Source organism: Salmonella sp. 5800 (assembly GCF_046558195.1).
GTDB lineage: Bacteria > Pseudomonadota > Gammaproteobacteria > Enterobacterales > Enterobacteriaceae > Salmonella > Salmonella enterica.
In genome coordinates this window covers 204,544-229,344 of the sequence record NZ_JBGDOX010000005.1, presented here as the reverse complement: position 1 = coordinate 229,344, position 24,801 = coordinate 204,544, and the positions used below count along the sequence as shown (strand labels likewise).

The window sequence follows — 24,801 nt, the reverse complement described above, 5'->3', positions numbered from 1 at the left end:
CTCGTTGGAGATATTCATGGCGTATTTTGGATGATAACGAGGCGCAAAAAATGAAAAAGACAGCTATCGCGATTGCAGTGGCACTGGCTGGTTTCGCTACCGTAGCGCAGGCCGCTCCGAAAGATAACACCTGGTACGCTGGTGCTAAACTGGGCTGGTCTCAGTACCATGACACCGGCTTCATTAACAATGATGGCCCGACTCATGAAAACCAACTGGGCGCAGGTGCTTTTGGTGGTTACCAGGTTAACCCGTACGTTGGCTTTGAAATGGGCTACGACTGGTTAGGCCGTATGCCGTACAAAGGCGACAACATCAATGGCGCTTATAAAGCTCAGGGCGTTCAGTTGACCGCTAAACTGGGTTATCCAATCACTGACGATCTGGACGTTTATACCCGTCTGGGTGGTATGGTATGGCGTGCAGACACCAAGTCTAACGTCCCTGGCGGCGCGTCTACTAAAGACCACGACACCGGCGTTTCCCCGGTATTCGCGGGCGGTATCGAGTATGCCATCACCCCTGAAATCGCAACCCGTCTGGAATACCAGTGGACTAACAACATCGGTGATGCCAACACCATCGGCACCCGTCCGGACAACGGCCTGCTGAGCGTAGGTGTTTCCTACCGTTTCGGCCAGCAAGAAGCTGCTCCGGTAGTAGCTCCGGCACCGGCACCGGCTCCGGAAGTACAGACCAAGCACTTCACTCTGAAGTCTGACGTACTGTTCAACTTCAACAAAGCAACTCTGAAACCAGAAGGCCAGCAGGCTCTGGATCAGCTGTACAGCCAGCTGAGCAACCTGGATCCGAAAGACGGTTCCGTCGTCGTTCTGGGCTTCACTGACCGTATCGGTTCTGACGCTTACAACCAGGGTCTGTCCGAGAAACGTGCTCAGTCTGTTGTTGATTACCTGATCTCCAAAGGTATTCCGTCTGACAAAATCTCCGCACGTGGTATGGGCGAATCTAACCCGGTTACCGGCAACACCTGTGACAACGTGAAACCTCGCGCTGCCCTGATCGATTGCCTGGCTCCGGATCGTCGCGTAGAGATCGAAGTTAAAGGCGTTAAAGACGTGGTAACTCAGCCGCAGGCTTAAGTTTCCGTCTGATAAAAAACCCCGCGTCGCGGGGTTTTTTGCTCTGGTCTGGGTGACAACGCCTTTCAGCGTTACTTCTTGCCTAATAACGCCTGTAAATCCTGCTTTAACGTGGTCATTTGCGTGGCATATTTCTCTTTATGCTCCGCGTCTTCTATCAGTTGCACAATCGTTTCGGATAATGTTTTACCGCGTCGCTGCGCAAGGCCCGCCAGACGCTGCCAGACCATAAACTCTAAATCGATAGATTTTTTGCGCGTATGCTGATGTTCCGCATTGAAGTGTCGTTTGCGTCTTGCCCGAATGGTTTGTTTCATCCGATTAAGCAAGGCAGGATTCATATGCCTGTCTATCCAGACATTTACCCGCACCGGTTCATTTTCGAGGGCCAACAACAAATTGACGGCTTCCTGGGCAGCACTGGCTTCCACGTAGCGGGTGATCAACTCCCCTTCGCGGTGCTTTTTCACCAGATATTTCCATTTCCAACCGCTTTCAAGATTTTCAAGTTGTTGATATTTCATTGTGATCCCAATGTTACCGTGTAACTGTTATCAGAATATCAGTTTTTTAGCCATCTGAAGAAAAGAATCTCGAACCTGTGAATGGTTACACGTCTTCATATTACTTTGCATTCGCTTTCCGCGTGTGCAGCGTGACGGGTTAGGCTATAATCCCCCCTTTTACAACAGACTAAAAAACCTCAACTTTGACCATTACGAAACTTGCATGGCGTGATCTGGTTCCGGATAGCGAAAGCTATCAGGAGATATTTGCACAGCCACACGCGACTGATGAAAACGACACCTTACTCAGTGATACTCAGCCACGGCTGCAATTTGCGCTTGAGCAACTTATTCAGCCGTGGAGCTCATCCTCTTTTATGCTGACTAAAGCGCCTGAAGAGCAAGAGTATCTCACTTTACTTTCAGATGCCGTCCGCGCTCTGCAAACCGATGCCGGACAATTAACCGGCGGACATTATGACGTTTCCGGGCATACTGTTCATTACCGCGCCGCGCAGAATGCGCAAGACAACTTTGCCACCGTCACACAAGTCGTCAGCGCGGACTGGGTCGAAGCCGAACAGCTCTTTGGTTGCCTGCGGCAGTATAACGGCGACATTACCCTGCAGCCGGGACTGGTTCATCAGGCGAACGGCGGCGTGCTGATTATTTCTTTACGAACCCTTCTGGCGCAGCCGTTGCTATGGATGCGTCTGAAAGCCATCGTTAGCCGCGAGCGTTTTGACTGGGTGGCGTTTGACGAGTCGCGTCCATTACCGGTCTCCGTGCCATCAATGCCGCTCAAACTGAAGGTGATTCTGGTTGGCGAACGTGAATCACTGGCTGATTTTCAGGAAATGGAACCGGAGCTCGCGGAACAGGCTATCTACAGTGAATTTGAAGACAATTTACAGATAGCGGACGCAGAAGCTATGACCCTGTGGTGTCAATGGGTGACGCGTATCGCTTTACGCGATAATTTGCCCCCTCCGGCACCGGACGCCTGGCCCGTCCTGATACGCGAGGCTGTGCGCTATACCGGCGAACAGGATACGCTGCCTCTTTGCCCACTGTGGATAGCCCGCCAGTTTAAGGAGGCGTCGCCTTTATGCGAAGGCGATACCTGCGGCGCAGAAGCGCTCAGCCTGATGCTTGCCCGACGCGAATGGCGAGAAGGCTTTCTGGCGGAGCGGATGCAGGATGAGATTCTGCAAGAGCAGATCCTGATTGAAACCGAAGGCGAACGTGTTGGACAAATCAATGCGCTTTCCGTCATTGAGTTTCCCGGACATCCACGCGCCTTTGGCGAACCGTCGCGAATTAGCTGTGTTGTGCATATCGGCGATGGCGAATTTAACGATATTGAGCGCAAGGCCGAACTTGGCGGAAATATCCACGCTAAGGGAATGATGATTATGCAGGCCTTCCTGATGTCGGAGTTGCAGCTGGAGCAACAAATTCCCTTCTCTGCCTCGTTAACCTTTGAGCAGTCCTACAGCGAAGTGGATGGCGATAGCGCCTCTATGGCGGAATTATGTGCGCTCATCAGCGCGCTGGCCAATGTGCCAGTGAATCAAAACATTGCGATTACCGGCTCGGTCGATCAGTTTGGTCGCGCTCAACCAGTGGGTGGGCTAAACGAAAAAATTGAAGGTTTCTTCGCCATCTGCGAGCAGCGGGAATTAAACGGTAAACAGGGCGTGATTATCCCTGCCGCCAATGTCCGCCATCTCAGTCTTAAATCTGAACTGCTGCAAGCGGTTAAAGAAGAGAAGTTCACTATCTGGGCGGTAGACGACGTGACCGACGCCTTACCGCTACTGTTAAATCTGGTGTGGGATGGCGAAGGTCAAACGACGTTGATGCAGACTATCCAGGAGCGTATCGCGCAGGCGACGCAACAGGAAGGCCGTCATCGTTTCCCGTGGCCATTACGTTGGCTGAACGCTTTTATTCCGAACTGATCGGACTTGTTCAGCGTACACGTGTTAGCTATCCTGCGTGCTTCAATAAAATAAGGTTTACATAAAACATGGTAGATAAACGCGAATCCTATACAAAAGAAGACCTTCTTGCCTCTGGTCGTGGTGAACTGTTTGGCGCTAAAGGGCCGCAACTCCCTGCACCGAACATGCTGATGATGGACCGCGTCGTTAAGATGACCGAAACGGGCGGCAATTTCGACAAAGGCTATGTCGAAGCCGAGCTGGATATCAATCCGGATCTATGGTTCTTCGGATGCCATTTTATCGGCGATCCGGTGATGCCCGGTTGTCTGGGTCTGGATGCTATGTGGCAATTGGTGGGATTCTACCTGGGCTGGTTGGGCGGCGAAGGCAAAGGCCGCGCTCTGGGCGTGGGCGAAGTGAAATTTACCGGCCAGGTTCTGCCGACAGCCAGGAAAGTCACCTATCGCATTCATTTCAAACGTATCGTAAACCGTCGCCTGATCATGGGTCTGGCGGACGGTGAGGTTCTGGTGGATGGTCGTCTGATCTATACCGCACACGATTTGAAAGTCGGTTTGTTCCAGGATACTTCCGCGTTCTAAGTGTTGAATTGATATTCCGCGCTATCGGTATCATGCTTGCAAAGCCAATAAAGGCGAAACCTCCGCACTGCGGAGGTTTCTTTTTCTAAAGAGACAGAATCAGGCCATTACCGCCCTGTCCTCCATGGCTTGTCGCCAACCTCCCAACCAGTATGACCGTTGATTCAGCGTCTGATAGGGACACATTTCTTTTGATCGTCCGGCGATGCCGGCCTGATATCCACGTTGATGTGCCCGTTCCAGGCGATCTCGTTTTTGTCTCTTCATGCCTCGTTTCCCTCATATTTGTATCTGGTGGAAAAGAAAACAGTGATTACAAAATGTGCAATCACACTACACGAATACCTCTAAATGGATCGCCCGTCAATGCGCAAAATTCACACCAATGTCATATTTGTGAGCTATACGGTAAATCATTTGTACAAAAAATGTGAGCCATAACAACTATTTTTCCGGCGTCAAAAATAAAAAAACCGCCTCAGGCGCACGACCTGAAGCGGTTAAATTTACATTACTTTTATCTCAGGGAAGACGCTTTATCTCATCTGCGATAGCGGCTGCTTCCTGACTCCACGCGCTTGCCAGTACTTTGACCATCTCATCATAGCCATCTTTCTGCTGGCTGGCTTCGATATGGAAAGGCCGCTTAATCAGTTGTCCGTTGTGGTTTAATAACCACTCCCCGCTGACGATAACCTTACCATCGTAACGTCCATGGAATCCGGTTACGGTAACGTTTAACGTATCCTGGGTGGTTCCCAACGGCTGGGAAGCGACGACCCAGCCAGGAAGCCGGGCGCTAAGATTCGCCACCAGCGTGTTACGTAATTGCTGATCCAGCGGGCTGGCCCACAGATTGTTATTGGCAATCACATACTGGACATCACTGGTTTGATACACCACACCGTTACCTGCCAGATAGTCAGGTACGGAAACCTGCTCTACCCATAAGAGACGGTTGCCCTGACTTGCGGTGCTTTGCACACCGCTTTGCGCTATCGGGAGCTGATAATAGCTTTTATTCTCTCCGCCGGAGCTACATGACGCCAGCCAGAACGCCATTATCACGACTAGCCATTTTTTCATTGTTTCGCCCTCTTAGGCTCAGGATCTTTTTTATCCTTCGCTTCAAATACCAGCGCGTTGCTCTTCTCGTTCAGAGTTTTCAACACCGGTTGTAACTCACGAAGCACCTGATCGAGACGCTGCATATCCGCCACCATTTTGTTATACGCCGCCGATCCAGGCTGGAAGCCTTGCATACTGCGGTTAAGTTCGCGTAACGTCGTTTGCATATCCGCCGGAAGCTGCTGCATCGACTGACTGGAGGTAATCTTATTCATATTATCCAGCGTGGTTTGCAGCCGACGCATAGTACGCTGGCTTTCAGACAGCGTATTGGTCGCTTGTTCAATCATCGGATTCAACGGCAGGTTGTTGATCTTATCCAACGTTTCCACCAGTCGCTGTTGAATTTGCGCCAGACCGCTGCTGACGGTGGGAATAATTTCATAACCATCAAATTCGCGTAGCCCGGTAATCGGCGGCTCCTTAGGATAAAAGTCCAGATCGACATACAGCGCCCCGGTCACCAGGTTACCGGTTTTAAGCGAAGCGCGTAAACCGCGCTTAAGCAGTTCCGTCAAATGCGCGCCAACATCCGCATTTTCTCCCAATTGCGCTTTCAGACGCTCCGGCTCAATGCGCACCAGCACAGGAATACGGTAATCATCGTTAAATACCTGGCGCATTTTAGACGCAAAGAAAGGCACTTTGCTTACCGTCCCCAGACGAATACCACGGAACTCCAGCGGCGCGCCAGGTTGTAATCCGCGCACCGAATCTTTAAAGAACATCAGGTAATCGATATGATCGGTATACAGCGAATCCTGAATACTTTTTTGATCGTCGTAGAGATTAAAAGCCGTTTTTTCGGCGACGGGTTGCCCCTGCTCAAGTCCTTCCGGCACATCAAAACTCACGCCGCCGCCAAACAACGTCGTCAACGATCCCATTTCCACGCGCATTCCCGCCGATGTTAGATCCACAGCGATACCGCTATCTTTCCAGAATCGGACATTACTGGTGACCAATCGATCGTTTGGCGCCTTAATGAACAACTGATAACTCATTGTCCGTTTTTGCGGATCGAAAGAGCTGGTTTCAACGGACCCTACCCGATAGCCCCGGAACAGAACGGGATCGCCAGGACTGAGCTGACCGGCCTTTTTGCTGTCCAGAATCACACGAATACCTTTGGCATCGGGCGGCGCCAACGGCGGTGAGTCAAGAAGCTGATAGCTTTCCGGCTGACTGCCCTTACTTCCTGGTTGTAGTTCAATATACGCGCCTGATAGCAGCGTCCCAAGCCCACTGATGCCTTCACGCCCCACCTGCGGTTTTACGACCCAAAATACCGAGTCTTTATGCAGCAACTTCTCCATACCGGAATGAAGCCGCGCTTTGATTTGTACATGGGTCAGATCGTCAGTCAGCGTCGCGCTTTCAACCACGCCGACATCCACGCTGCGACTTTTGATCGTCGTTTTTCCGCCTTCAATGCCTTCCGCATTGGTGGTAATTAAGGTCACTTCCGGTCCCTGGTGGCTGTAGTGATAAAACAGAATCCAGGCTCCGATAAGCGCAGTAACAATCGGGAATATCCAGACAGGCGACCAATTTTTCACCTTTTGTACTTTGGCTTCCCCTTTTTTAGGTTCCATGCTATCAGGACTCCTCATGGCCTGGTTCGTATTCACGATCCCACGACAGACGCGGATCAAAGGTCATCGCAGAAAACATTGTCATTATGACGACTAAAGCAAACATCAACGCACCCATCGCAGGATAAATATTCATTAACCCTCCCATACGCACCAGCGCAGAGAGTACGGCAATGACAAAGACATCAATCATTGACCAGCGCCCCACAAACTCCACTACTTCATAAATAAAATGCATCCGTTCACTGTCGCGCTTACCGTGGCCTTTCGCATCCCAACAAAGCCAGGCAATGGCGATCATTTTTAGCGTCGGCACCATAATACTGGCGAGAAAGATAACCGCCGCCACCGGATAAGACCCCTCGCTCCACAGCAAAATCACGCCAGCCAGAATGGTCGACGGCATTTTCGAGCCCAGTAAGTCGGTAATCATAATCGGCAAAATATTGGCGGGCAGATAAAGCATGATCGAGGTAAATAATAACGCCAGCGTCCACTGCAAACTGTTTTTACGCCGGACATAGCCTTTCGTATGGCAACGCGGACAGACGAGACTCTCCGCAGGCAGGATCGCCGTACAGCAGGCGCAAGAACGCAAAGACTGCCGGATACCGGTAATCCCCGGCGTTAACGGCTGCGCCAGTACAGGCTGCGGGGCGATATCATCCCACAACCAGCGGCGATCGACACACTGGAACGCCCGCAGTTGAACGAGACAAAATAAGCACCAGGGAATAAAACTGCTGCCGATGCCGATATCGCCGTAGGCCATCAGCTTAACAAAACTGACCAACACCCCGGCGAGAAATATTTCCGCCATTCCCCACGATTTGAGGAGGAAAAAGATCCTTGCCAGCGTTTTTTTTACCGACAACGGCAGACTGGCGCGGTTGACAAGTAATAGAATGGTCACCAGGCAAAATGCCGGCACCAGTTGGACAAATAACAAAAAGAACGTGCCGAGGCTGGCGTAATCTTCAGAAAACATGACGCCGGGGATTTCCAGAAGCGTGACTTCGCTGGTGACGCCCGCGACATTCATATTCACGAAGGGAAAAAGGTTAGAAAGCAGCAACATAAATAGTGCCGCTAACGCATAGGCGGTAGGACGCTGCCGGGGCGCGTCCCACTCGGTCGTTAACGTTGCGCCGCATCGTGGACATGCTGCTTTTTGCCCATGCGAGAGGCGGGGTAAAGCCACCAACATGTCGCATTGCGGGCACAATATGTGCTTCGCAGCATGGTGATGTTCACACATAGGCGCTCCTTTCGTTATGCCCCGTTTTTCAGGCCTTCAAGATACTCCCAACGTTCGAAGGCTTGCTCAAGTTCTTGCTCCGCCTGACTTAAATCGGCCAGAACTTTCTGCGTTTGCTCATGGGGTTGGCTAAAAAAGGCCGCATCCGCAACCTGCGCCTGTAGCGCTTCCAGCTTCGCTTCCAGGTCTTCAAGCTGACCGGGTAACTGCTCCAGCTCGCGCTGCAGTTTATAGCTTAGTTTGCTACTGCCACGTTTTACAATTTCTGCTTTAGGGGCAATAACTTCCTCATTTTTTTTCGCCATCGGCTGTTTCGTTGCCAGATGCTGCTCTTGCTGCGCACGCGCATCATGGTAGCCGCCGATATAACGTCCGATTTTGCCGCCGCCCTCGAAAATCCAGCATTCCGTCACGGTATTATCGACAAATTGCCGATCGTGGCTGACCAGTAGTACCGTGCCCTGATAGCCATCAATTAATTCTTCTAATAGTTCCAGCGTTTCGACGTCAAGATCGTTCGTTGGTTCATCGAGAATTAAAAGATTGCTCGGCTTGAGGAACAGCCGTGCCAGCAGCAGACGGTTACGTTCGCCGCCGGAAAGCGCGCGGACGGGTGTCATCGCCCGTTTGGGGTGAAACAGGAAGTCCTGCAAATAGCCCAGTACATGGCGCGGCTTACCGTTTACCATCACCTCTTGCTTGCCTTCCGCAAGGTTATCCATCACGGTTTTTTCCGGATCCAGTTCGGCGCGATGCTGATCGAAGTAGGCGACTTCCAGCTTCGTTCCCACGTGAATGCGCCCGCTATCAGCCTGAAGCTGTCCCAGCATCAGTTTCAGTAGCGTGGTTTTACCGCAGCCGTTCGGGCCAATTAACGCAATCTTGTCGCCGCGCTGTACCTGAGCGGAGAAATCTTTTACCAGTTGTTTTCCTTCTACCTGGTAATCGACGTTTTCCATCTCAAAAACGATTTTACCGGAGCGCGTCGCCTCTTCGACCTGCATCTTCGCCGTGCCCATCACTTCCCGGCGCTCGCTGCGTTCACGACGCATCGCTTTTAACGCCCGCACGCGCCCTTCATTACGGGTGCGGCGCGCCTTGATACCCTGGCGAATCCAGACTTCTTCCTGCGCCAGTTTGCGATCAAATTCCGCGTTTTGTAATTCTTCTACGCGCAGCGCTTCTTCTTTCTCCAGCAGGTATTGATCGTAATTTCCCGGATAGGTGACCAGTTTGCCACGATCGAGATCGACAATGCGGGTTGCCATATTGCGAATAAACGAACGATCGTGAGAGATAAAAATAATCGTTCCGTTAAAGGTTTTCAGAAACCCTTCCAGCCAGTCGATGGTTTCGATATCCAGATGGTTAGTCGGTTCATCCAGTAACAATACGCGCGGATTGCTGACCAGCGCCCGACCCAGCGCGGCTTTACGCAGCCAGCCGCCGGAGAGCGATGACAGCGCGGCGTTAGGATCGAGTCCAAGCTGCTCCAGCACTTCATTAATACGGTTTTCCAGCTGCCACAGATTATGATGATCGAGCTGTTCCTGTACGCGCGCCATTTCATTGAGGTTTTTCTCGCTGGGATCGGTCATCACCAGACGGGAAATCTCATGATAGCGCTTGAGGTATTCCGCTTGTTCTTCGATACCTTCGGCGACAAAGTCATAGACGCTGCCCGCAATATTACGGGGCGGATCCTGTTGCAGACGCGCGACGATCAGATCCTGCTCATAAATAATACGCCCATCGTCCAGACCCTGTTCGCGGTTGAGGATCTTCATCAAGGTGGATTTCCCGGCGCCGTTACGCCCCACCAGACAGACGCGTTCGTTATCTTCGATATGCAACTCTGCGTTATCGAGAAGCGGCGCGTCGCTGAACGACAGCCATGCGCCATGCATACTGATTAATGACATTTACTTTTCCTTTCAGGCGGCGCGGATCAGCCAGCAGTTATGAATCTGACGGTTACGGGCAAAATCCGGGGAGAGCGTTTTTTGCGTAATTTCTTGTGCGGTAAGCCCCAGTTCCGCCAGCCCTTCCAGATCCATACGGAATCCGCGCTTATTATTTGAGAACATGATGGTGCCGCCTTTACGCAGCAGGCGTTTTAAATCTTTCATTACCGCGACATGATCGCGCTGAACATCAAACGACTCTTCCATACGTTTTGAGTTAGAGAACGTCGGCGGATCGATAAAGATCAAATCGAACTGTTCATTCGCCTCGCGCAGCCAGCCCAGGCAGTCGGCCTGAATCAGGCGATGCGCGCGGCCGCTCAGTCCGTTCAGACGCAAATTACGTTCGGCCCACTCCAGATAGGTGCGGGACATATCCACCGTTGTGGTGCTGCGCGCGCCGCCCAGACCCGCATGTACGCTGGCGCTGCCGGTATAAGAAAAGAGATTCAGGAAATCTTTGCCTTTGCTCATTTCTCCCAGCATTCTGCGGGCAATACGGTGATCGAGGAACAGACCGGTGTCGAGATAATCCGTCAGATTTACCCATAAGCGCGCATTATATTCGCTGACCTCAAGGAACTCGCCCTTCTCGCTCATTTTCTGATACTGGTTTTTTCCTTTTTGCCGTTCACGGGTTTTTAACACCAGTTTATTCGGCGGAATACCGAGCACTGACAAGGTTGCCGCAATAATATCGAACAGACGCTGCCGCGCTTTTTGCGCATCCACCGTTTTCGGCGGCGCATATTCCTGAATCACTGCCCAGTCGCCGTAACGGTCTACCGCCACGTTATATTCCGGCAGGTCGGCATCATACAAGCGATAGCATTCAATCCCTTCCTGGCGCGCCCATTTCTCCAGCTTTTTAAGATTTTTACGCAGGCGATTAGCGTAATCTTCCGCCACCGTCGCCGGCTTACTGTCCGCCGTGGTTTCCGCAATATGATAGTTTTTCTGCACGCAGTCCAGCGGGCCATTCTTGGCTTTAAACTGTTTGTCGGCACGTAATTGCAGGCTGCCCAGCAAATCGGGCGAAGCGCTGAACAGCGACAGGTTCCAGCCGCCAAACTGATTTTTCATGGTACGGCCCAGCAGGCTGTGCAACGCAATCAGCGCCGGTTCGCTGTCCAGACGTTCGCCGTAAGGCGGGTTGCTGATCACCGTACCATACGGGCCTTTCGGCAATGGATTACTCAGTTGCGCCACATCTTTCACTTCAAAGGTGATAAGCTCCCCGATACCGGCGCGACGGGCGTTGCTGCGCGCCCGCTCAATGACGCGCGCATCGCTGTCGGAACCGTAGAAATGAGAGGAATACTCCGCCAGCCCCTTACGCGCCCGGGTCTGCGCTTCGGCTTTCACTTCCTGCCAGATAGTCTCGTCATGCTGCGCCCAGCCGCTAAATCCCCAGTGACCACGGTGCAGTCCCGGCGCGCGATCGGTCGCCCACATCGCGGCCTCAATCAACAGTGTCCCCGAACCACACATAGGGTCGAGCAGCGGCGTTCCTGGTTGCCAGCCGGAACGCATAACAATCGCTGCCGCCAGCGTCTCTTTAATTGGCGCCAGCCCGGTGCGATCGCGATAACCGCGCAGGTGCAGGCCATCACCACTGAGATCCAGCGCAATGCTGGCAGTTTCTTTATTCAGCCAGACGTTAATACGGAGGTCCGGCGATTCGCGGTCCACATTTGGACGCGGAAGATTTTTCCGCGTAAACGCATCGACAATCGCGTCTTTAACTTTCATCGCGCCATACTGACTATTACGGATGGTGTCGTTCAGGCCGCTGAAATGCACCGCAAACGTCGCGCCAGGATTAAAAATCTCTGTCCAGTTTATCGCCTGAACGCCGAGGTAAAGATCGAGATCGCTGTAGACCTTGCACTCACCCATCGGCAGGATAATACGCGAGGCCAGGCGGCTCCACATCAGGCTCTGGTAAATAAGCCGCGTGTCGCCCTGAAAATGGACCCCACCCTGAACAACCTGACACCCTACGGCGCCCAGTTTTTCCAGTTCAGTTTTTAACAGCTCTTCCAGCCCGCGGGCCGTACTGGCAAACAGAGAATTCATATTGTCACTTTTACGCTAAGAAAATTGTTGCGCATTATAGCTAATCTCACGCCCATGTCATAAAGTTGAAGGCTTATTTTCATTTGAGGGACTGTACGGTGGCGACGTTATCACGGCTCTTTATTCATCCGGTCAAATCCATGCGCGGCATTGGCCTGACTCATGCGCTGGCAGATATCAGCGGCCTGGCTTTTGATCGCATCTTCATGGTGACCGAGCCTGACGGCACATTTATTACCGCCCGCCAGTTTCCACAAATGGTACGTTTTACCCCTTCTCCCTTACACGACGGCCTCCATTTGACCGCGCCAGACGGCAGTAGCGCGCTGGTTCGCTTTACGGATTTCACCCCGCAGGATGCGCCGACCGAGGTCTGGGGAAACCATTTTACCGCTCGCGTCGCCCCGACGGCGATTAATCAATGGTTGAGCGGCTTTTTCTCCCGCGATGTCCAGTTGCGCTGGGTTGGGCCGCAGTTGACACGCCGGGTCAAACGACATAACGCGGTGCCGCTGGGATTTGCCGATGGCTACCCGTATTTATTGACCAACGAAGCCTCGCTGCGCGATCTGCAACAGCGTTGTCCGGCAGGCGTACAAATGGAACAATTTCGCCCAAACTTAGTGGTTTCCGGCGTAGCGGCCTGGGAGGAAGATAGCTGGAAAGTGCTTCGCATTGGCGATGTGATTTTTGACGTCGTGAAGCCCTGTAGCCGCTGTATTTTTACGACCGTCAGCCCTGAAAAGGGGCAAAAACATCCTTCCGGCGAACCGCTGGCGACACTGCAAGCTTTTCGTACCGCCCAGGACAATGGCGATGTGGATTTCGGTCAGAATCTGATTGCCCGCAATAGCGGCGTCATTCGCGTCGGCGATGAAGTGGAGATTCTGGCGACAGCCCCGGCAAAAGCTTATGGCGCCACAACGGTCGACGACAGCGTTACGCCAGATAAACACCCGGACGCGAGTGTAACCATCGACTGGCAGGGGCAAACCTTCTGCGGGAATAATCAACAGGTACTACTGGAACAGTTGGAGAATCAGGGGATTCGTATTCCGTATTCTTGCCGGGCTGGTATCTGTGGTTGCTGCCGGATACGTTTGCTGGAAGGCGAAGTAAGTCCGCTGAAAAAATCGGCTATGGGTGACGATGGTACGATTCTGAGCTGTAGCTGCGTGCCTAAGACCGCGTTACGACTGGAAAATTAAACCGCTTGTTCAAGGCTGAAACTGTGACAGTGAACCTGCGGTTTCAGCCTGTCGTTCATAATTTTAATCGCATCGCCAAGCTGCATGGTTCGGCCTGCTATCACCACGCCCGGCTGTGCCAGCAGACACAACGCGGCATTTTCTCCCGGCTCAACGACCAGCAAATTAACCTGTTCCGCCGTATCGCTTAACCAGACGCTTGCGGCATCGCCCGTTCCCGGGGTCCACATTTCGCCATGCGCTACAAAATGCCAGCTTTTTGGCATCTGCGGTTTGAGATAGCGAATCGCCACCAGCGCATTCAACACCAACTCCGCGCGTTGCTCTTTGGTTAATTCGAAATCCCGGCATTTTTCTTCAAAGGAAAAATAGAGCGCGGCATCATCCACACAAAAACCGGTCGGGCAAAACGCGTCCGGCGTAAGCATTTTACGAGAGAAGCGCGAGCGAAAAAGCATACCATTGGCGAGATCGAGCATCATACGATCGTGCTCTTCATCATAATACCAGCGCCAGTTATCGTCAGGTTTAATTCGCATTACCTCTCTCCCGCTTTTAAGCAACTCGTAACAGCATTGTCCTTTTGCCGCTTCGTTTATTACCCCAATAATAAAAGCCTAAAATGTCTAAATAAGCAACAGTGGAGAAATATAAAACAACCAGCGCCGGAAATAAAGCCCTGGTTGTCTGATAAAGGGTAAAGTTTAGATGTGCGTTACGATTTCTTTAATCAATGGCGGGCCTTTAAAAATAAAGCCGGAATAAATTTGTACCAGCGTAGCTCCTGCCGCTATCTTCTCGCGCGCGGCGATAACTGAGTCAATGCCGCCGACGCCGATAATAGGCAATTGTCCTTTTAACTCCTGGGATAAACGGCGAATAATTTCTGTGCTTTTTAATTGTAATGGCCGGCCACTTAATCCCCCCGTTTGCTGGCAATTTTTCATTCCTTGTACCAGCGAACGATCGAGGGTGGTATTTGTCGCAATCACCCCATCAATATTATGACGAAGCAGGCTATCGGCAACCTGGATCAATTCCTCTTCACAAAGATCCGGCGCGATCTTTACTGCTACCGGCACATATTTATGATGGATCGCCTGAAGATCGTTTTGCTTATTTTTAATGGCAGTTAACAGATCGTCCAGCGCATCGCCATACTGGAGCGTACGTAGCCCTGGCGTATTCGGCGAAGAAATATTAATGGCGATATAACCCGCATAAGCATAGACTTTTTCCATACAAATCAGGTAGTCATCTTTGCCATTTTCGACAGGTGTATCTTTATTTTTACCAATGTTAATTCCCAGAATACCATCAAAATGGGCTTTTTTAACATTCTCGACCAGGTTATCGACGCCCAGATTATTAAAGCCCATCCGATTGATGAGACCTTCAGCATCCACCAGACGAAAAAGACGCGGCTTATCGTTACCCGGCTGTGGGCGCGGCGTCACGGTGCCGATTTCCAGGGAGCCAAACCCCATCGCGCCTAACGCGTCGATGCACTCCCCGTCTTTATCCAGACCGGCAGCCAGCCCCAGTGGATTTTTAAAGGTAAGTCCCATGCAGGTAACCGGCTTTGTCGGTACTTTCTGGCGCACCAGCGCTTCCAGCGGCGTACCTGTAATGCGGCGTAATTGTTGAAATGTAAATTCATGAGCGCGCTCTGGATCGAGCTGGAAAAGGGCTTTACGAACGAAGGGATAGTACATGAACTCTCCTGGATTCCCGGTGTGCAAACCGGGGGCGTATTATGGGCGATAACAAGGCAAAAGGGAATTGACCTACGGCAATAAATAGCAATCGTTTTCCTTCATTCTCACTTCACGTTTCGCCAGCGAGCGTCATCGTCCGGCAAAAAAATACCCGGCAGCGCTAACGCTTACCGGGCATGTCTTACCTCTTTATAACGGATACTGTCAGGCTAACGCTTTAGTTATCTTCTCGTACAGATCGCCGGAAAGATTCTCCAGTCCTTTTAACTGCTCCAGCGCCGCGCGCATTTTCTCCTGACGCTTATCATCATAACGTTTCAGACGAATCAGCGGTTCAATGAGGCGAGATGCTACCTGCGGGTTACGGCTATTCAGATCGGTCAGCATCTCGACCAGGAACTGGTATCCGCTACCGTCTTGCGCATGGAACGCCGCCGGGTTGCTGCCAGCAAACGCGCCAATTAATGAACGGATGCGGTTCGGGTTGCTCATACTGAAAGAACGGTGTTTGAGCAGGCCGCGTACGGTTTCCAGTACATTTTCCGCCGGACTTGTGGATTGCAGGATAAACCATTTATCCATCACCAGGCCGTCCTGATGCCACTTATCGTCATACTCCTGCATCAGCGTATCGCGGCACGGCAACTGCGCCGCCACCGCAGCAGACAGGGCCGCCAGCGCATCGGTCATATTATTGGCGTCGCGATACTGTTTGCTGACCAGCGTATTAGCCAGCTCCGTCTCGCCGAACGCCAGGAAGCGCAGGCAAGCATTGCGCAGCGTGCGCTTACCGATATCGCCGTGATCAACACGATACTCATCCAGATGATTGGCGTTATAGATAGCCAGGAACTCATCCGCCAGTTCTGCCGCCAGCGTACGCGTTAGCGCTTCACGAACTTGCGCAATGGCGATCGGGTCGATAACCTCAAACAGCTCCGCAATTTCATTGGCCGAAGGCAGCGTTAAAATTTCTGCGGCCAACGCCGGATCGATTTTCTCATCCAACAGTACTGCGCGGAACGCATCAGCGACATGCACCGGAAGCGATAGCGGTTGCCCCTGCTGATGACGCGCCACATTCAGTTTAATGTATGTGGCCAGCAGGCTTTGCGCCGCATCCCAACGGGAGAAATCATTGCGCGCATGGCGCATCAGGAACGTCAACTGCTGATCGCTCCATTTATATTCCAGTTTCACCGGCGCTGAAAACTCGCACAGCAAGGCCGGAACAGGCTGGAAGTAGACATTATCGAAGGTAAATGTCTGCTCCGCCTGCGTGACGTTCAGCACGGCATTGACCGGGTGACCGCCTTTTTGCAACGGAATGACGTTGCCTTCGTTATCGTACAGTTCGATGGCGAATGGAATATGCAGCGGCTGCTTCTCCGCCTGATCCGCCGTCGCCGGAGTACGCTGGCTGATGGTCAACGTGTACTGCTCGGTTTCCGGATTATAATCATCTTTTACCGTTACAATCGGCGTGCCGGACTGACTGTACCAGCGGCGGAAATGGGACAAATCGACATTAGAAGCATCTTCCATCGCCTGTACGAAGTCATCACACGTCGCGGCGCTGCCGTCATGGCGCTCAAAATAAAGCTGCATCCCCTTCTGGAAATTTTCCTCACCCAGCAACGTGTGGATCATGCGAATGACTTCCGCGCCCTTTTCATAAACGGTGAGGGTGTAGAAGTTATTCATTTCGATTACTTTATCCGGGCGGATAGGATGCGCCATCGGGCTGGCGTCTTCCGCGAATTGTAAACCGCGCATGGTACGCACGTTACTGATGCGGTTCACCGCGCGTGACCCCAAATCAGAGCTAAACTCCTGATCGCGGAACACGGTTAGCCCCTCTTTCAGGCTCAACTGGAACCAGTCGCGGCAGGTGACGCGGTTGCCGGTCCAGTTGTGGAAATACTCATGGCCTATCACGCGCTCAATATCGAGATAATCTTTATCCGTCGCGGTATCAGTTCGCGCCAGCACGTATTTGGAGTTAAAGATATTGAGACCTTTATTCTCCATCGCGCCCATATTAAAGAAATCCACCGCGACAATCATATAGATGTCGAGGTCATATTCGAGCCCAAAACGCGTTTCATCCCATTTCATGGAATTTTTCAGCGAGGTCATTGCCCACGGCGCGCGATCAAGATTGCCGCGGTCAACGTACAGTTCTAATGCGACTTCACGCCCGGAGCGGGTGGTAAAGGTATCGCGCAGCACGTCAAAATCACCGGCCACCAGCGCAAACAGATAACACGGTTTCGGGAACGGATCTTGCCACTGAACCCAGTGACGGCCATTCTCCAGTTCACCCTGCGCAACACGGTTGCCATTGGAAAGCAGGAACGGATATTTGCTTTTATCGGCAATAATTTTGGTGGTAAATCGCGCCAGTACGTCCGGGCGGTCAAGATACCAGGTAATATGGCGGAAGCCCTCCGCTTCACACTGGGTACAGAGCGCATCGCCGGACTGGTACAATCCTTCCAGCGCCGTATTCGCCGCCGGACTTACCTCGTTGACTATGCGTAACGTAAAACGCTCTGGCAGGTCGCTGATGATAAGCGCGCCCTCTTCTTCTTTATATGCTGTCCACGGCGCATCGTTGACGTGGATAGATACCAGCGTTAAATCTTCCCCATCAAGGCGAAGAGGCGCATCAGGCGCGCCATGACGAACAGCCTGGCTTATTGCGGTGACCACGGTTTTTTCGGCATCGAGGTCAAAGGTCAAGTCAATATCAGTAATCTGGTAATCCGGCGCGCGATAGTCATGGCGGTATTTGGCTTGTGGCTGTTGTGTCATAAAAAACCTTTCGCATCTTTGTGTAGAGTGTCGACTCCAGTCTATTCCTGTTGCGCAAATCGCGCTACGCAGAATGTTCATCTTTTCAGGCACAAACGGCCTCTTTGCTACATTTTTATAACATGGGGCACGAAATGCGCTCGACCCTAAAGACAGCTTATGGTGTGATCGGGGTTCAATAAATCGCTAAACAAGGTATACTCCAGCGGTTTTCTTAGTTGTTTATTGTACTAAACGCTCCCGTGAGAGGACGCAACAGCGCACCTATGACACAATTCGCTTCTCCTGTTCTGCACTCGTTGCTGGATACAGATGCTTATAAGTTGCATATGCAGCAAGCCGTTTTTCACCACTACTATGATGTGCAGGTAGCGGCTGAGTTTCGTTGCCGTGGCGACGACCTGCTGGGTATTTATGCCGATGCTATTCGCGAGCAGGTGGACGCGATGCAGCACCTGCGCCTCGAAGAGGACGAGTTCCACTGGCTCTCCGGCCTGCCCTTTTTTAAACCGGATTATCTGAACTGGTTACGCGAGTTTCGCTATAACCCAGCTCAAGTCTGTGTCACCAACGATAACGGCAAGCTGAATATTCGCTTAACCGGCCCGTGGCGTGAAGTCATTATGTGGGAAGTGCCGCTGCTGGCCGTGATCAGTGAGCTGGTTCATCACTACCGCTCGCCAAACGCGGGCGTTGATCAGGCGCTCGACGCGCTGGAAAGTAAGCTGGTTGATTTCACTGCGTTAACCGCCAATCTCGATATGTCCCGCTTCCACCTGATGGACTTCGGCACCCGCCGTCGTTTCTCTCGTGAAGTGCAGCAGGCGATAGTTAAACGTCTCCAGCAGGAGTCATGGTTCGTCGGCACCAGCAACTATGATCTCGCGCGTCGCCTGGCGCTTACGCCGATGGGTACTCAGGCGCACGAATGGTTCCAGGCGCATCAACAAATTAGTCCGGACCTGGCGACCAGCCAGCGTGCCGCGTTGGCCGCCTGGCTTAACGAATATCCGGACCAGCTTGGTATCGCATTGACAGATTGCATTACAATGGATGCGTTTTTACGCGATTTCGGCATTGAATTCGCCAGCCGTTATCAGGGGTTACGCCACGACTCAGGAGACCCTGTCGCATGGGGCGAAAAGGCAATTGCCCATTATGAAAAGCTGGGGATTGATCCGCTGACAAAAACGCTGGTCTTTTCAGATAACCTTGATCTGCAAAAGGCGGTCGAGCTCTATCGCCATTTCGCCTCTCGCGTGCAGTTAAGCTTCGGCATCGGTACCCGCCTGACCTGCGATATCCCTCAGGTAAAACCGCTCAATATCGTGATCAAGCTTGTGGAGTGTAACGGAAAGCCGGTGGCTAAACTTTCCGACAGCCCCGGTAAAACGATCTGTCATGATAAAGCGTTTGTACGCGCGCTGCGTAAAGCGTTCGATCTCCCGCAGGTGCGTAAAGCAAGTTAACCATGCCTGTGCGAAGCGCCCGGAAAGTGGGCGCTTTGTTACTCTTCTGACCATCTTACCTGTTCTGGCCGCGATGGTTACTCCTCTTTCCCTTCACTCTTCGACATATTTACGTGCGTGATTTGCGTTGTTTTTACAGAATTAGTGTCCCGCTGTGTACGCGTTCTGAATATATTGAATTCGCTAATAAATTCTTTACGCAGCAAGAACAGAGCAATTACGTTGGGGATAACCAGAAAACCGACAGCAATATCAGCCATTAACCAGATTACCGGGATTTCCATATTAACGGCAATCAGTGGCGGCAAAAAATATAGCCATTTAATGATGCGTTCTAGCTTATCGCCAAAGATATAGTTTATTGAAGTGCGAAATTTAATATATGAACCAAGATAAGAAGTAAACAGAATCAACGCCACACCGAGACAGAGAACCTGAACAATAATCGGATGCCATGTTTCTTTTAAGGCGGCAAAGATAATCTGAATACCTTGATAACTGGCGTCTGTCCACATACCAGAAGCAAGTACAGCAAATGCGGTAAAGTTACAGGTAATCATTGAAACAAAAAATACTTCCACTGCCCCCCACATTCCCTGACGGAAAGCATAATCCACGATGTACTGTGGCCGAGGTACCCATGCCGGCTTCGTTAGTGAATATTCCGCGACTGGCTCCTTTACTGATGGCCATCATGATGGTTGACCCGACAAAGCCACCGGCTGCTGGCGCAGGGGCAAAGGCATAATAGAAAATACTTTTTATAACCTGTGGGATAGCCTCGATATTCAATACCACTACACCAGCGGCACCAATGAAATAGGCAATGGTGATCGGTGGAAGTGCAATCGTACAGAATTTACCAAGACTGGCGAGCCCTTTTAAAATAACCAACGCGCCTACGATGACAATAAATCCCCCAATGACGCTTGTTGGGATGTCAAACGTATAGTGAATGACCGCCGCCATCGTATTAGTTTGCACAAAACAGGCATCCGTAATAACCAGAATCATTAATGCAAACGCATATAATCCTGCCAGGGGATGCCATTTTTTATTGAGCCCTTTCTTAATATAATGCATTGGGCCGCCATAATATTCGCCATTCTCACCTTTACTTCGGTATTTCACCGCCAGCGTCACTTCAACCATTTTGGTCATCATACCCACGACCGCAATGATTCACATCCAGAAAATTGCCCCAGGTCCGCCAACCGCAATAGCCGCAGCAACACCTGCGATCGTTCCCGCGCCTAATGAGCCGGATAGCACAGTGGCAGCCACCTCTATTGATTTTAAGGATTTTTTAGACGCTGCCTCGCCAGTAGTGTTTTGTTTATTTTTTCCGGCAAGTGTACCAATTGTATTACGGTAAATTTCTTTTAAATTGATAATCTGGAAAAATTTGAGGCGTACTGTGAAATAAAAGCCAATGCCGATAACACACAAAAATAATGGGCCACCCCATAGAAATTCAAAGAGTTGTGAAAGTTGCTCTAACATAATGACCTCGGATTTAAATTAATTCGTTCAGTCTCAGAAATAATCTTTCCAGTTCAGCGTAATCCTGAATTTTGCCAACAACACTAAACTGGAAAGTCAGCGGGTAGGAGCATCCCTTACTCACTAAATGCCGTTTTAATGGTATATTGTTATGAAGTTTTGCTTCCTGCATTAGGTTTATTATGCGTATAAAAAACGCGTTTTTTACATGCTGCCTTTATTATCTAATTTTTTAGTCGTAATGTTTAAGCACTGCGTCCGTTCCAGACTATATCTTCATAAATATCTGGGGACGTATCGCCTTCGGTGCTAATAAGCAAAACATGAGCATTGGCATCAAGCTGTAAGCGATTAGCAAGATCCTGATAATGCATATTGTTCATCAACTCATAAAGTAACCCTACGCCAATAGCTCCGGACTCGCCGGAAATAAAAGGCATATCAGTGCCTGGACGCGGCGCGGCAGAAATGCGCATACCCTTAGCCGCCAGACAATCATCAGCGGAAATAAAACAACTGGTGTTGTCCCGAATAATAGGCCAACTGATAATATTCGGCTCCCCACACGCAAGCCCGGCCATTATCGTCGCCATATCGCCAGTGACGCAGTGAGGTTGACCATCATTCATAACTGCGGATTGATAAAGACAGTTGGCCTGATGCGGTTCAACCACAATAATATTAGGTATATTTTCCTGCATTTTTTCAACAAAATAACCCATAACACTGCCAGCAAACGATCCCACCCCCGCTTGTAAAATAAGATGGGTTGGCAACGGACTGTTTGTTTCTGCGAGCTGCTCATAAGCTTCAACCGCTAGTGTCATATAGCCTTGCATAATCCACGTTGGGATCTCTTCATACCCTGTCCAGGCTGTATCCTGCAAAAGCACCCAGCCTTTTGTTTGCGCTATTCTATGGGCCAGTCGCACTGCATCATCGTAGTTCAGATCGGTGATGGTGTATTCAGCTCCATGATGGCGAATATTCTCTGCCCGGATTAACGATGATCCCTTAGGCATATAAACGACGGCTTTTAGACCTAATTGCTCCGCTGCCCACGCCACACCACGGCCATGATTGCCATCCGTCGCGGTAACAAAAACACAATCTTTAATTTTTTCTTTAATCTCAGGAGTATTAAGGGCAGCAAAACTTAACGAGTTAATATCACATTGCAATCTATCAGCGAGATATTTTCCTACAGCATAAGAGCCGCCCAGACCTTTAAAAGCATTCAAGCCAAAACGCCAGGATTCATCTTTAATATGGATGGACCCTAGTCCAAGCCGCCGGCTTAGATGCGCCAGATTATGTAACGGCGTAACGGCATAATTGGGTAATTTTTTATGAAATGCTAACACCTCACGCCCAACATTTCCGTTAAGCAAACTTAAGGCCGCTCCTGTACCATATTTTTTCCGACGTGTATTAAACTGGTATTTAATAAGTTCATGCATAATGATACCTTTTGTTAAAGTTTATTTATTGAAATAATATATTTTTGGCAATTATTGAGTAGAAACAAGTAAAGAACTCGCGTTTTGTGGCTGTAGTAGTGGTTATCCTCACTTTAATAAACGTACTGATAAAAGAGTCGCACAATATCTATTACGTCCTTTTCTTTATTCCGCTGATTATGATAGTACTATGCTTATTGCTGTTAAATGGCGCGAAAATGCCCATCGTCGTGCAATTTTCACCTTTTTTTAACGGCCTGGACGCGGCAAAATTGCGCGCAGTGATAGTCATCACATTAAAGAGGTTATTTGCGATATGAAGCTTGACGCCTGGGATAAAAACATTCTGACATTATTGCAGCGCGATAATCGTCTTTCTCAGCGGGAAATCGCCGAACAGGTCAATCTTTCACCTTCGGCAGTGAATCGTCGTATCGCGGCACTGGAGGAGGCGGGCATAATTAAAGGCAATGTCAGCCTTATTGATGCTGGCAAAGTGGGACGCCCGGTCACGATTGTGGTGCAGGTGGTGATCGAAAACGAGCGATTCAATTTACTGGAAGAGGCTCGTCAACGGTTTGTCAGTTGCCCGCAGGTGCAGCAGGTCTACTACGTAACGGGCGATTTCGACTTTTTACTGGTGCTCAATGTTCGTGACATGGCGGAATATGAAGCGCTTACCCGTGAGCTTTTCTTTTCCTCAGGCAATATTAAGTCTTTTAAAACGATTGTCGTGATGCAAAACGCCAAGCAAGAGATGCGCGTCCTGATCGAGTAACGTGCGCAAAGCTTGCAAAACCAGCCTAAATTCTCAATGGTTCGCGAGCAGGTGCGAACTTTTTACAGGTTTCTTTCTGAAAACCTGCTTCCAGATGCGATTTCTGCTTGTCTGATTGCAGATGCCAGGTAACATAGGAATACCCCCATTTCGGGTGGACAAGTGTTTATTTTTTCCGACTATTAACTAGAGAGAATATTATGAGCGTTGTGCCTGTAGCCGACGTACTCCAGGGCCGCGTAGCCGTTGACCAAGAAGTCACCGTGCGCGGATGGGTGCGTACCCGCCGAGATTCAAAAGCTGGCATCTCCTTCCTCGCCGTTTATGACGGCTCCTGCTTTGATCCTGTACAGGCTGTCATTAATAATTCTCTGCCCAATTATAATGAAGAAGTATTACACCTGACGACAGGCTGCTCCGTGGTAGTAACAGGTAAGGTTGTCGCGTCGCCGGGACAGGGGCAAAGTTTCGAAATCCAGGCCACGAGAGTAGAGGTCGCAGGCTGGGTGGAAGATCCGGATACCTACCCGATGGCGGCAAAACGCCATAGCATTGAGTATCTGCGTGAAGTCGCGCATCTGCGCCCGCGCACCAACCTGATTGGCGCGGTAGCGCGCGTCCGCCATACGCTGGCGCAGGCGCTGCATCGCTTCTTCGATGAGCAGGGTTTCTTTTGGGTCTCTACCCCGCTGATTACCGCTTCCGATACCGAAGGTGCTGGCGAAATGTTCCGCGTCTCAACGTTGGATCTGGAAAACCTGCCGCGTAATGACCAGGGCAGAGTAGATTTTGACAAAGACTTTTTTGGCAAAGAATCATTCCTGACCGTCTCCGGCCAGCTCAACGGTGAAACGTATGCCTGTGCGCTGTCCAAAATCTATACTTTTGGGCCGACCTTCCGCGCGGAAAATTCCAACACCAGCCGCCACCTGGCGGAGTTCTGGATGCTGGAGCCGGAAGTGGCGTTCGCCGATCTGGAAGACAACGCCCGTCTGGCGGAAGCCATGCTGAAATATGTCTTCAAGGCGGTTCTGGAAGAGCGTGCGGATGACATGAAGTTCTTTGCCGAACGCGTAGATAAAGACGCTATCGCTCGTCTGGAGCGTTTTGTCTCTACCGACTTCGCTCAGGTGGATTACACCGATGCGGTCGCCATTCTGGAACGCTGTGGTAAGACATTTGAAAACCCGGTGTTCTGGGGCGTCGACCTCTCTTCCGAACACGAACGTTATCTGGCGGAAGAGCATTTCAAAGCGCCGGTAGTGGTGAAAAACTATCCGAAGGAAATTAAAGCATTTTACATGCGCCTTAACGAAGATGGCAAAACCGTGGCGGCCATGGATGTGCTGGCGCCGGGAATCGGCGAAATCATCGGTGGTTCCCAGCGTGAAGAGCGTCTGGATGTGCTGGATGCCCGTATGGCCGAAATGGGGCTGAATAAAGAGGATTACTGGTGGTATCGCGACTTGCGTCGCTACGGTACTGTACCGCATTCCGGCTTTGGCCTGGGCTTTGAACGCCTTATCGCTTACGTCACTGGTGTGCAAAACGTGCGCGATGTTATTCCGTTCCCACGGACCCCACGCAACGCCAGCTTCTGATTTTTACGTCACACTCAAGGCCAGCTATGCTGGCCTTTTTTTTCGCCTGAATGTCAGCTTTAT

18 protein-coding genes and 1 pseudogene are annotated in these 24,801 nt (G+C 51.0%); 7 read left to right on the top strand and 12 right to left on the bottom strand.

Annotation, left to right across the window (positions count from 1 at the left end; genetic code table 11):
- Positions 1-50 precede the first annotated feature (50 nt).
- Positions 51-1,103, top strand: a complete 1,053-nt coding sequence (gene ompA, locus ACLJZ5_RS12130) for a porin OmpA (RefSeq protein ID WP_001562588.1) — start codon at positions 51-53, stop codon at positions 1,101-1,103.
- Between the two features lie 71 nt (positions 1,104-1,174).
- On the opposite strand, the gene matP is transcribed toward ompA, so the two are convergent.
- The gene (gene matP, locus ACLJZ5_RS12125; RefSeq protein WP_000877172.1) at positions 1,175-1,627 is read right to left on the bottom strand and encodes a macrodomain Ter protein MatP; all 453 of its coding nucleotides are present in this window, start codon (positions 1,625-1,627) and stop codon (positions 1,175-1,177) included.
- A 185-nt stretch (positions 1,628-1,812) separates the two neighbouring features.
- Between matP and ACLJZ5_RS12120 the strand changes: the two genes are divergently transcribed.
- Together ACLJZ5_RS12120 and fabA are read left to right on the top strand one after the other, a co-directional pair.
- On the top strand, positions 1,813-3,573 hold the full coding sequence (locus ACLJZ5_RS12120; protein WP_000156458.1) for a Lon protease family protein: 1,761 nt from the start codon (positions 1,813-1,815) through the stop codon (positions 3,571-3,573).
- A gap of 68 nt (positions 3,574-3,641) precedes the next feature.
- Entirely contained in the window at positions 3,642-4,160 is a 519-nt protein-coding gene (fabA, locus tag ACLJZ5_RS12115; RefSeq protein ID WP_000227928.1) for a bifunctional 3-hydroxydecanoyl-ACP dehydratase/trans-2-decenoyl-ACP isomerase, read from the top strand.
- A gap of 99 nt (positions 4,161-4,259) precedes the next feature.
- Here fabA and rmf read toward each other — a convergent pair whose 3' ends face one another.
- The 6 genes from rmf to rlmKL form a co-directional block, all read right to left on the bottom strand.
- Complete coding sequence (gene rmf, locus ACLJZ5_RS12110) at positions 4,260-4,427, bottom strand: ribosome modulation factor (protein ID WP_001537784.1); 168 nt, start codon at positions 4,425-4,427, stop codon at positions 4,260-4,262.
- A gap of 255 nt (positions 4,428-4,682) precedes the next feature.
- On the bottom strand, positions 4,683-5,246 hold the full coding sequence (gene pqiC, locus ACLJZ5_RS12105) for a membrane integrity-associated transporter subunit PqiC (protein ID WP_000759136.1): 564 nt from the start codon (positions 5,244-5,246) through the stop codon (positions 4,683-4,685).
- A complete protein-coding gene (pqiB, locus tag ACLJZ5_RS12100) occupies positions 5,243-6,883 on the bottom strand; it encodes an intermembrane transport protein PqiB (protein WP_000433414.1) in 1,641 nt (546 codons plus the stop codon). The genes pqiC and pqiB overlap by 4 nt, the downstream gene beginning before the upstream one ends.
- Before the next feature lie 4 nt (positions 6,884-6,887).
- Positions 6,888-8,141, bottom strand: a complete 1,254-nt coding sequence (pqiA, locus tag ACLJZ5_RS12095; RefSeq protein ID WP_000333153.1) for a membrane integrity-associated transporter subunit PqiA — start codon at positions 8,139-8,141, stop codon at positions 6,888-6,890.
- A 14-nt stretch (positions 8,142-8,155) separates the two neighbouring features.
- A complete protein-coding gene (locus ACLJZ5_RS12090) occupies positions 8,156-10,063 on the bottom strand; it encodes an ABC transporter ATP-binding protein (protein WP_000053051.1) in 1,908 nt (635 codons plus the stop codon).
- Between the two features lie 12 nt (positions 10,064-10,075).
- On the bottom strand, positions 10,076-12,184 hold the full coding sequence (gene rlmKL / locus ACLJZ5_RS12085; RefSeq protein WP_024797280.1) for a bifunctional 23S rRNA (guanine(2069)-N(7))-methyltransferase RlmK/23S rRNA (guanine(2445)-N(2))-methyltransferase RlmL: 2,109 nt from the start codon (positions 12,182-12,184) through the stop codon (positions 10,076-10,078).
- A gap of 98 nt (positions 12,185-12,282) precedes the next feature.
- Here rlmKL and ACLJZ5_RS12080 point away from each other — a divergent pair, with 98 nt between their 5' ends.
- Entirely contained in the window at positions 12,283-13,392 is a 1,110-nt protein-coding gene (locus tag ACLJZ5_RS12080; protein ID WP_000224073.1) for a YcbX family protein, read from the top strand.
- Here the strand turns inward: ACLJZ5_RS12080 and zapC are convergent.
- The 3 genes from zapC to pepN all read right to left on the bottom strand — a co-directional run bounded on the left by zapC (position 13,389) and on the right by pepN (position 17,927).
- Positions 13,389-13,931, bottom strand: coding sequence for a cell division protein ZapC (gene zapC / locus ACLJZ5_RS12075; protein ID WP_001220671.1), 543 nt, complete (start codon positions 13,929-13,931; stop codon positions 13,389-13,391). The genes ACLJZ5_RS12080 and zapC overlap by 4 nt on opposite strands.
- Before the next feature lie 165 nt (positions 13,932-14,096).
- The gene (pyrD, locus tag ACLJZ5_RS12070; RefSeq protein ID WP_000291723.1) at positions 14,097-15,107 is read right to left on the bottom strand and encodes a quinone-dependent dihydroorotate dehydrogenase; all 1,011 of its coding nucleotides are present in this window, start codon (positions 15,105-15,107) and stop codon (positions 14,097-14,099) included.
- Positions 15,108-15,314: 207 nt separating this feature from the next.
- The gene (gene pepN, locus ACLJZ5_RS12065; RefSeq protein WP_024797282.1) at positions 15,315-17,927 is read right to left on the bottom strand and encodes an aminopeptidase N; all 2,613 of its coding nucleotides are present in this window, start codon (positions 17,925-17,927) and stop codon (positions 15,315-15,317) included.
- A 266-nt stretch (positions 17,928-18,193) separates the two neighbouring features.
- On the opposite strand from pepN, the gene pncB reads away from it, so the two are divergent.
- Positions 18,194-19,396, top strand: a complete 1,203-nt coding sequence (pncB, locus tag ACLJZ5_RS12060) for a nicotinate phosphoribosyltransferase (protein WP_024797283.1) — start codon at positions 18,194-18,196, stop codon at positions 19,394-19,396.
- Positions 19,397-19,473: 77 nt separating this feature from the next.
- Here pncB and ACLJZ5_RS12055 read toward each other — a convergent pair.
- Both ACLJZ5_RS12055 and dpaL read right to left on the bottom strand, forming a co-directional pair.
- Positions 19,474-20,899, bottom strand: a pseudogene (locus ACLJZ5_RS12055) (alanine/glycine:cation symporter family protein).
- Between the two features lie 245 nt (positions 20,900-21,144).
- Positions 21,145-22,359 carry a diaminopropionate ammonia-lyase gene (gene dpaL / locus ACLJZ5_RS12050; protein ID WP_024797284.1) on the bottom strand — a complete coding sequence of 405 codons (1,215 nt, stop codon included), beginning with the start codon at positions 22,357-22,359 and terminating at the stop codon, positions 21,145-21,147.
- Between the two features lie 316 nt (positions 22,360-22,675).
- On the opposite strand from dpaL, the gene ACLJZ5_RS12045 reads away from it, so the two are divergent.
- Positions 22,676-23,137, top strand: a complete 462-nt coding sequence (locus ACLJZ5_RS12045) for an Lrp/AsnC family transcriptional regulator (RefSeq protein WP_000762342.1) — start codon at positions 22,676-22,678, stop codon at positions 23,135-23,137.
- Between the two features lie 200 nt (positions 23,138-23,337).
- The gene (gene asnS / locus ACLJZ5_RS12040) at positions 23,338-24,738 is read left to right on the top strand and encodes an asparagine--tRNA ligase (protein ID WP_023201779.1); all 1,401 of its coding nucleotides are present in this window, start codon (positions 23,338-23,340) and stop codon (positions 24,736-24,738) included.
- The last annotated feature ends 63 nt before the right edge of the window (positions 24,739-24,801 follow it).

Coding starts and splice junctions, on each gene's coding strand:
- asnS (WP_023201779.1), top strand. CDS start 23,338: ATGAGCGTTGTGCCTGTAGCCGACGTACTCCAGGGCCGCGTAGCCGTT.
- rlmKL (WP_024797280.1), bottom strand. CDS start 12,184: ATGAATTCTCTGTTTGCCAGTACGGCCCGCGGGCTGGAAGAGCTGTTA.
- ACLJZ5_RS12090 (WP_000053051.1), bottom strand. CDS start 10,063: ATGTCATTAATCAGTATGCATGGCGCATGGCTGTCGTTCAGCGACGCG.
- pqiC (WP_000759136.1), bottom strand. CDS start 5,246: ATGAAAAAATGGCTAGTCGTGATAATGGCGTTCTGGCTGGCGTCATGT.
- dpaL (WP_024797284.1), bottom strand. CDS start 22,359: ATGCATGAACTTATTAAATACCAGTTTAATACACGTCGGAAAAAATAT.
- pncB (WP_024797283.1), top strand. CDS start 18,194: ATGACACAATTCGCTTCTCCTGTTCTGCACTCGTTGCTGGATACAGAT.
- pyrD (WP_000291723.1), bottom strand. CDS start 15,107: ATGTACTATCCCTTCGTTCGTAAAGCCCTTTTCCAGCTCGATCCAGAG.
- zapC (WP_001220671.1), bottom strand. CDS start 13,931: ATGCGAATTAAACCTGACGATAACTGGCGCTGGTATTATGATGAAGAG.
- rmf (WP_001537784.1), bottom strand. CDS start 4,427: ATGAAGAGACAAAAACGAGATCGCCTGGAACGGGCACATCAACGTGGA.
- ompA (WP_001562588.1), top strand. CDS start 51: ATGAAAAAGACAGCTATCGCGATTGCAGTGGCACTGGCTGGTTTCGCT.
- pqiB (WP_000433414.1), bottom strand. CDS start 6,883: ATGGAACCTAAAAAAGGGGAAGCCAAAGTACAAAAGGTGAAAAATTGG.
- fabA (WP_000227928.1), top strand. CDS start 3,642: ATGGTAGATAAACGCGAATCCTATACAAAAGAAGACCTTCTTGCCTCT.
- pqiA (WP_000333153.1), bottom strand. CDS start 8,141: ATGTGTGAACATCACCATGCTGCGAAGCACATATTGTGCCCGCAATGC.
- ACLJZ5_RS12045 (WP_000762342.1), top strand. CDS start 22,676: ATGAAGCTTGACGCCTGGGATAAAAACATTCTGACATTATTGCAGCGC.
- pepN (WP_024797282.1), bottom strand. CDS start 17,927: ATGACACAACAGCCACAAGCCAAATACCGCCATGACTATCGCGCGCCG.
- matP (WP_000877172.1), bottom strand. CDS start 1,627: ATGAAATATCAACAACTTGAAAATCTTGAAAGCGGTTGGAAATGGAAA.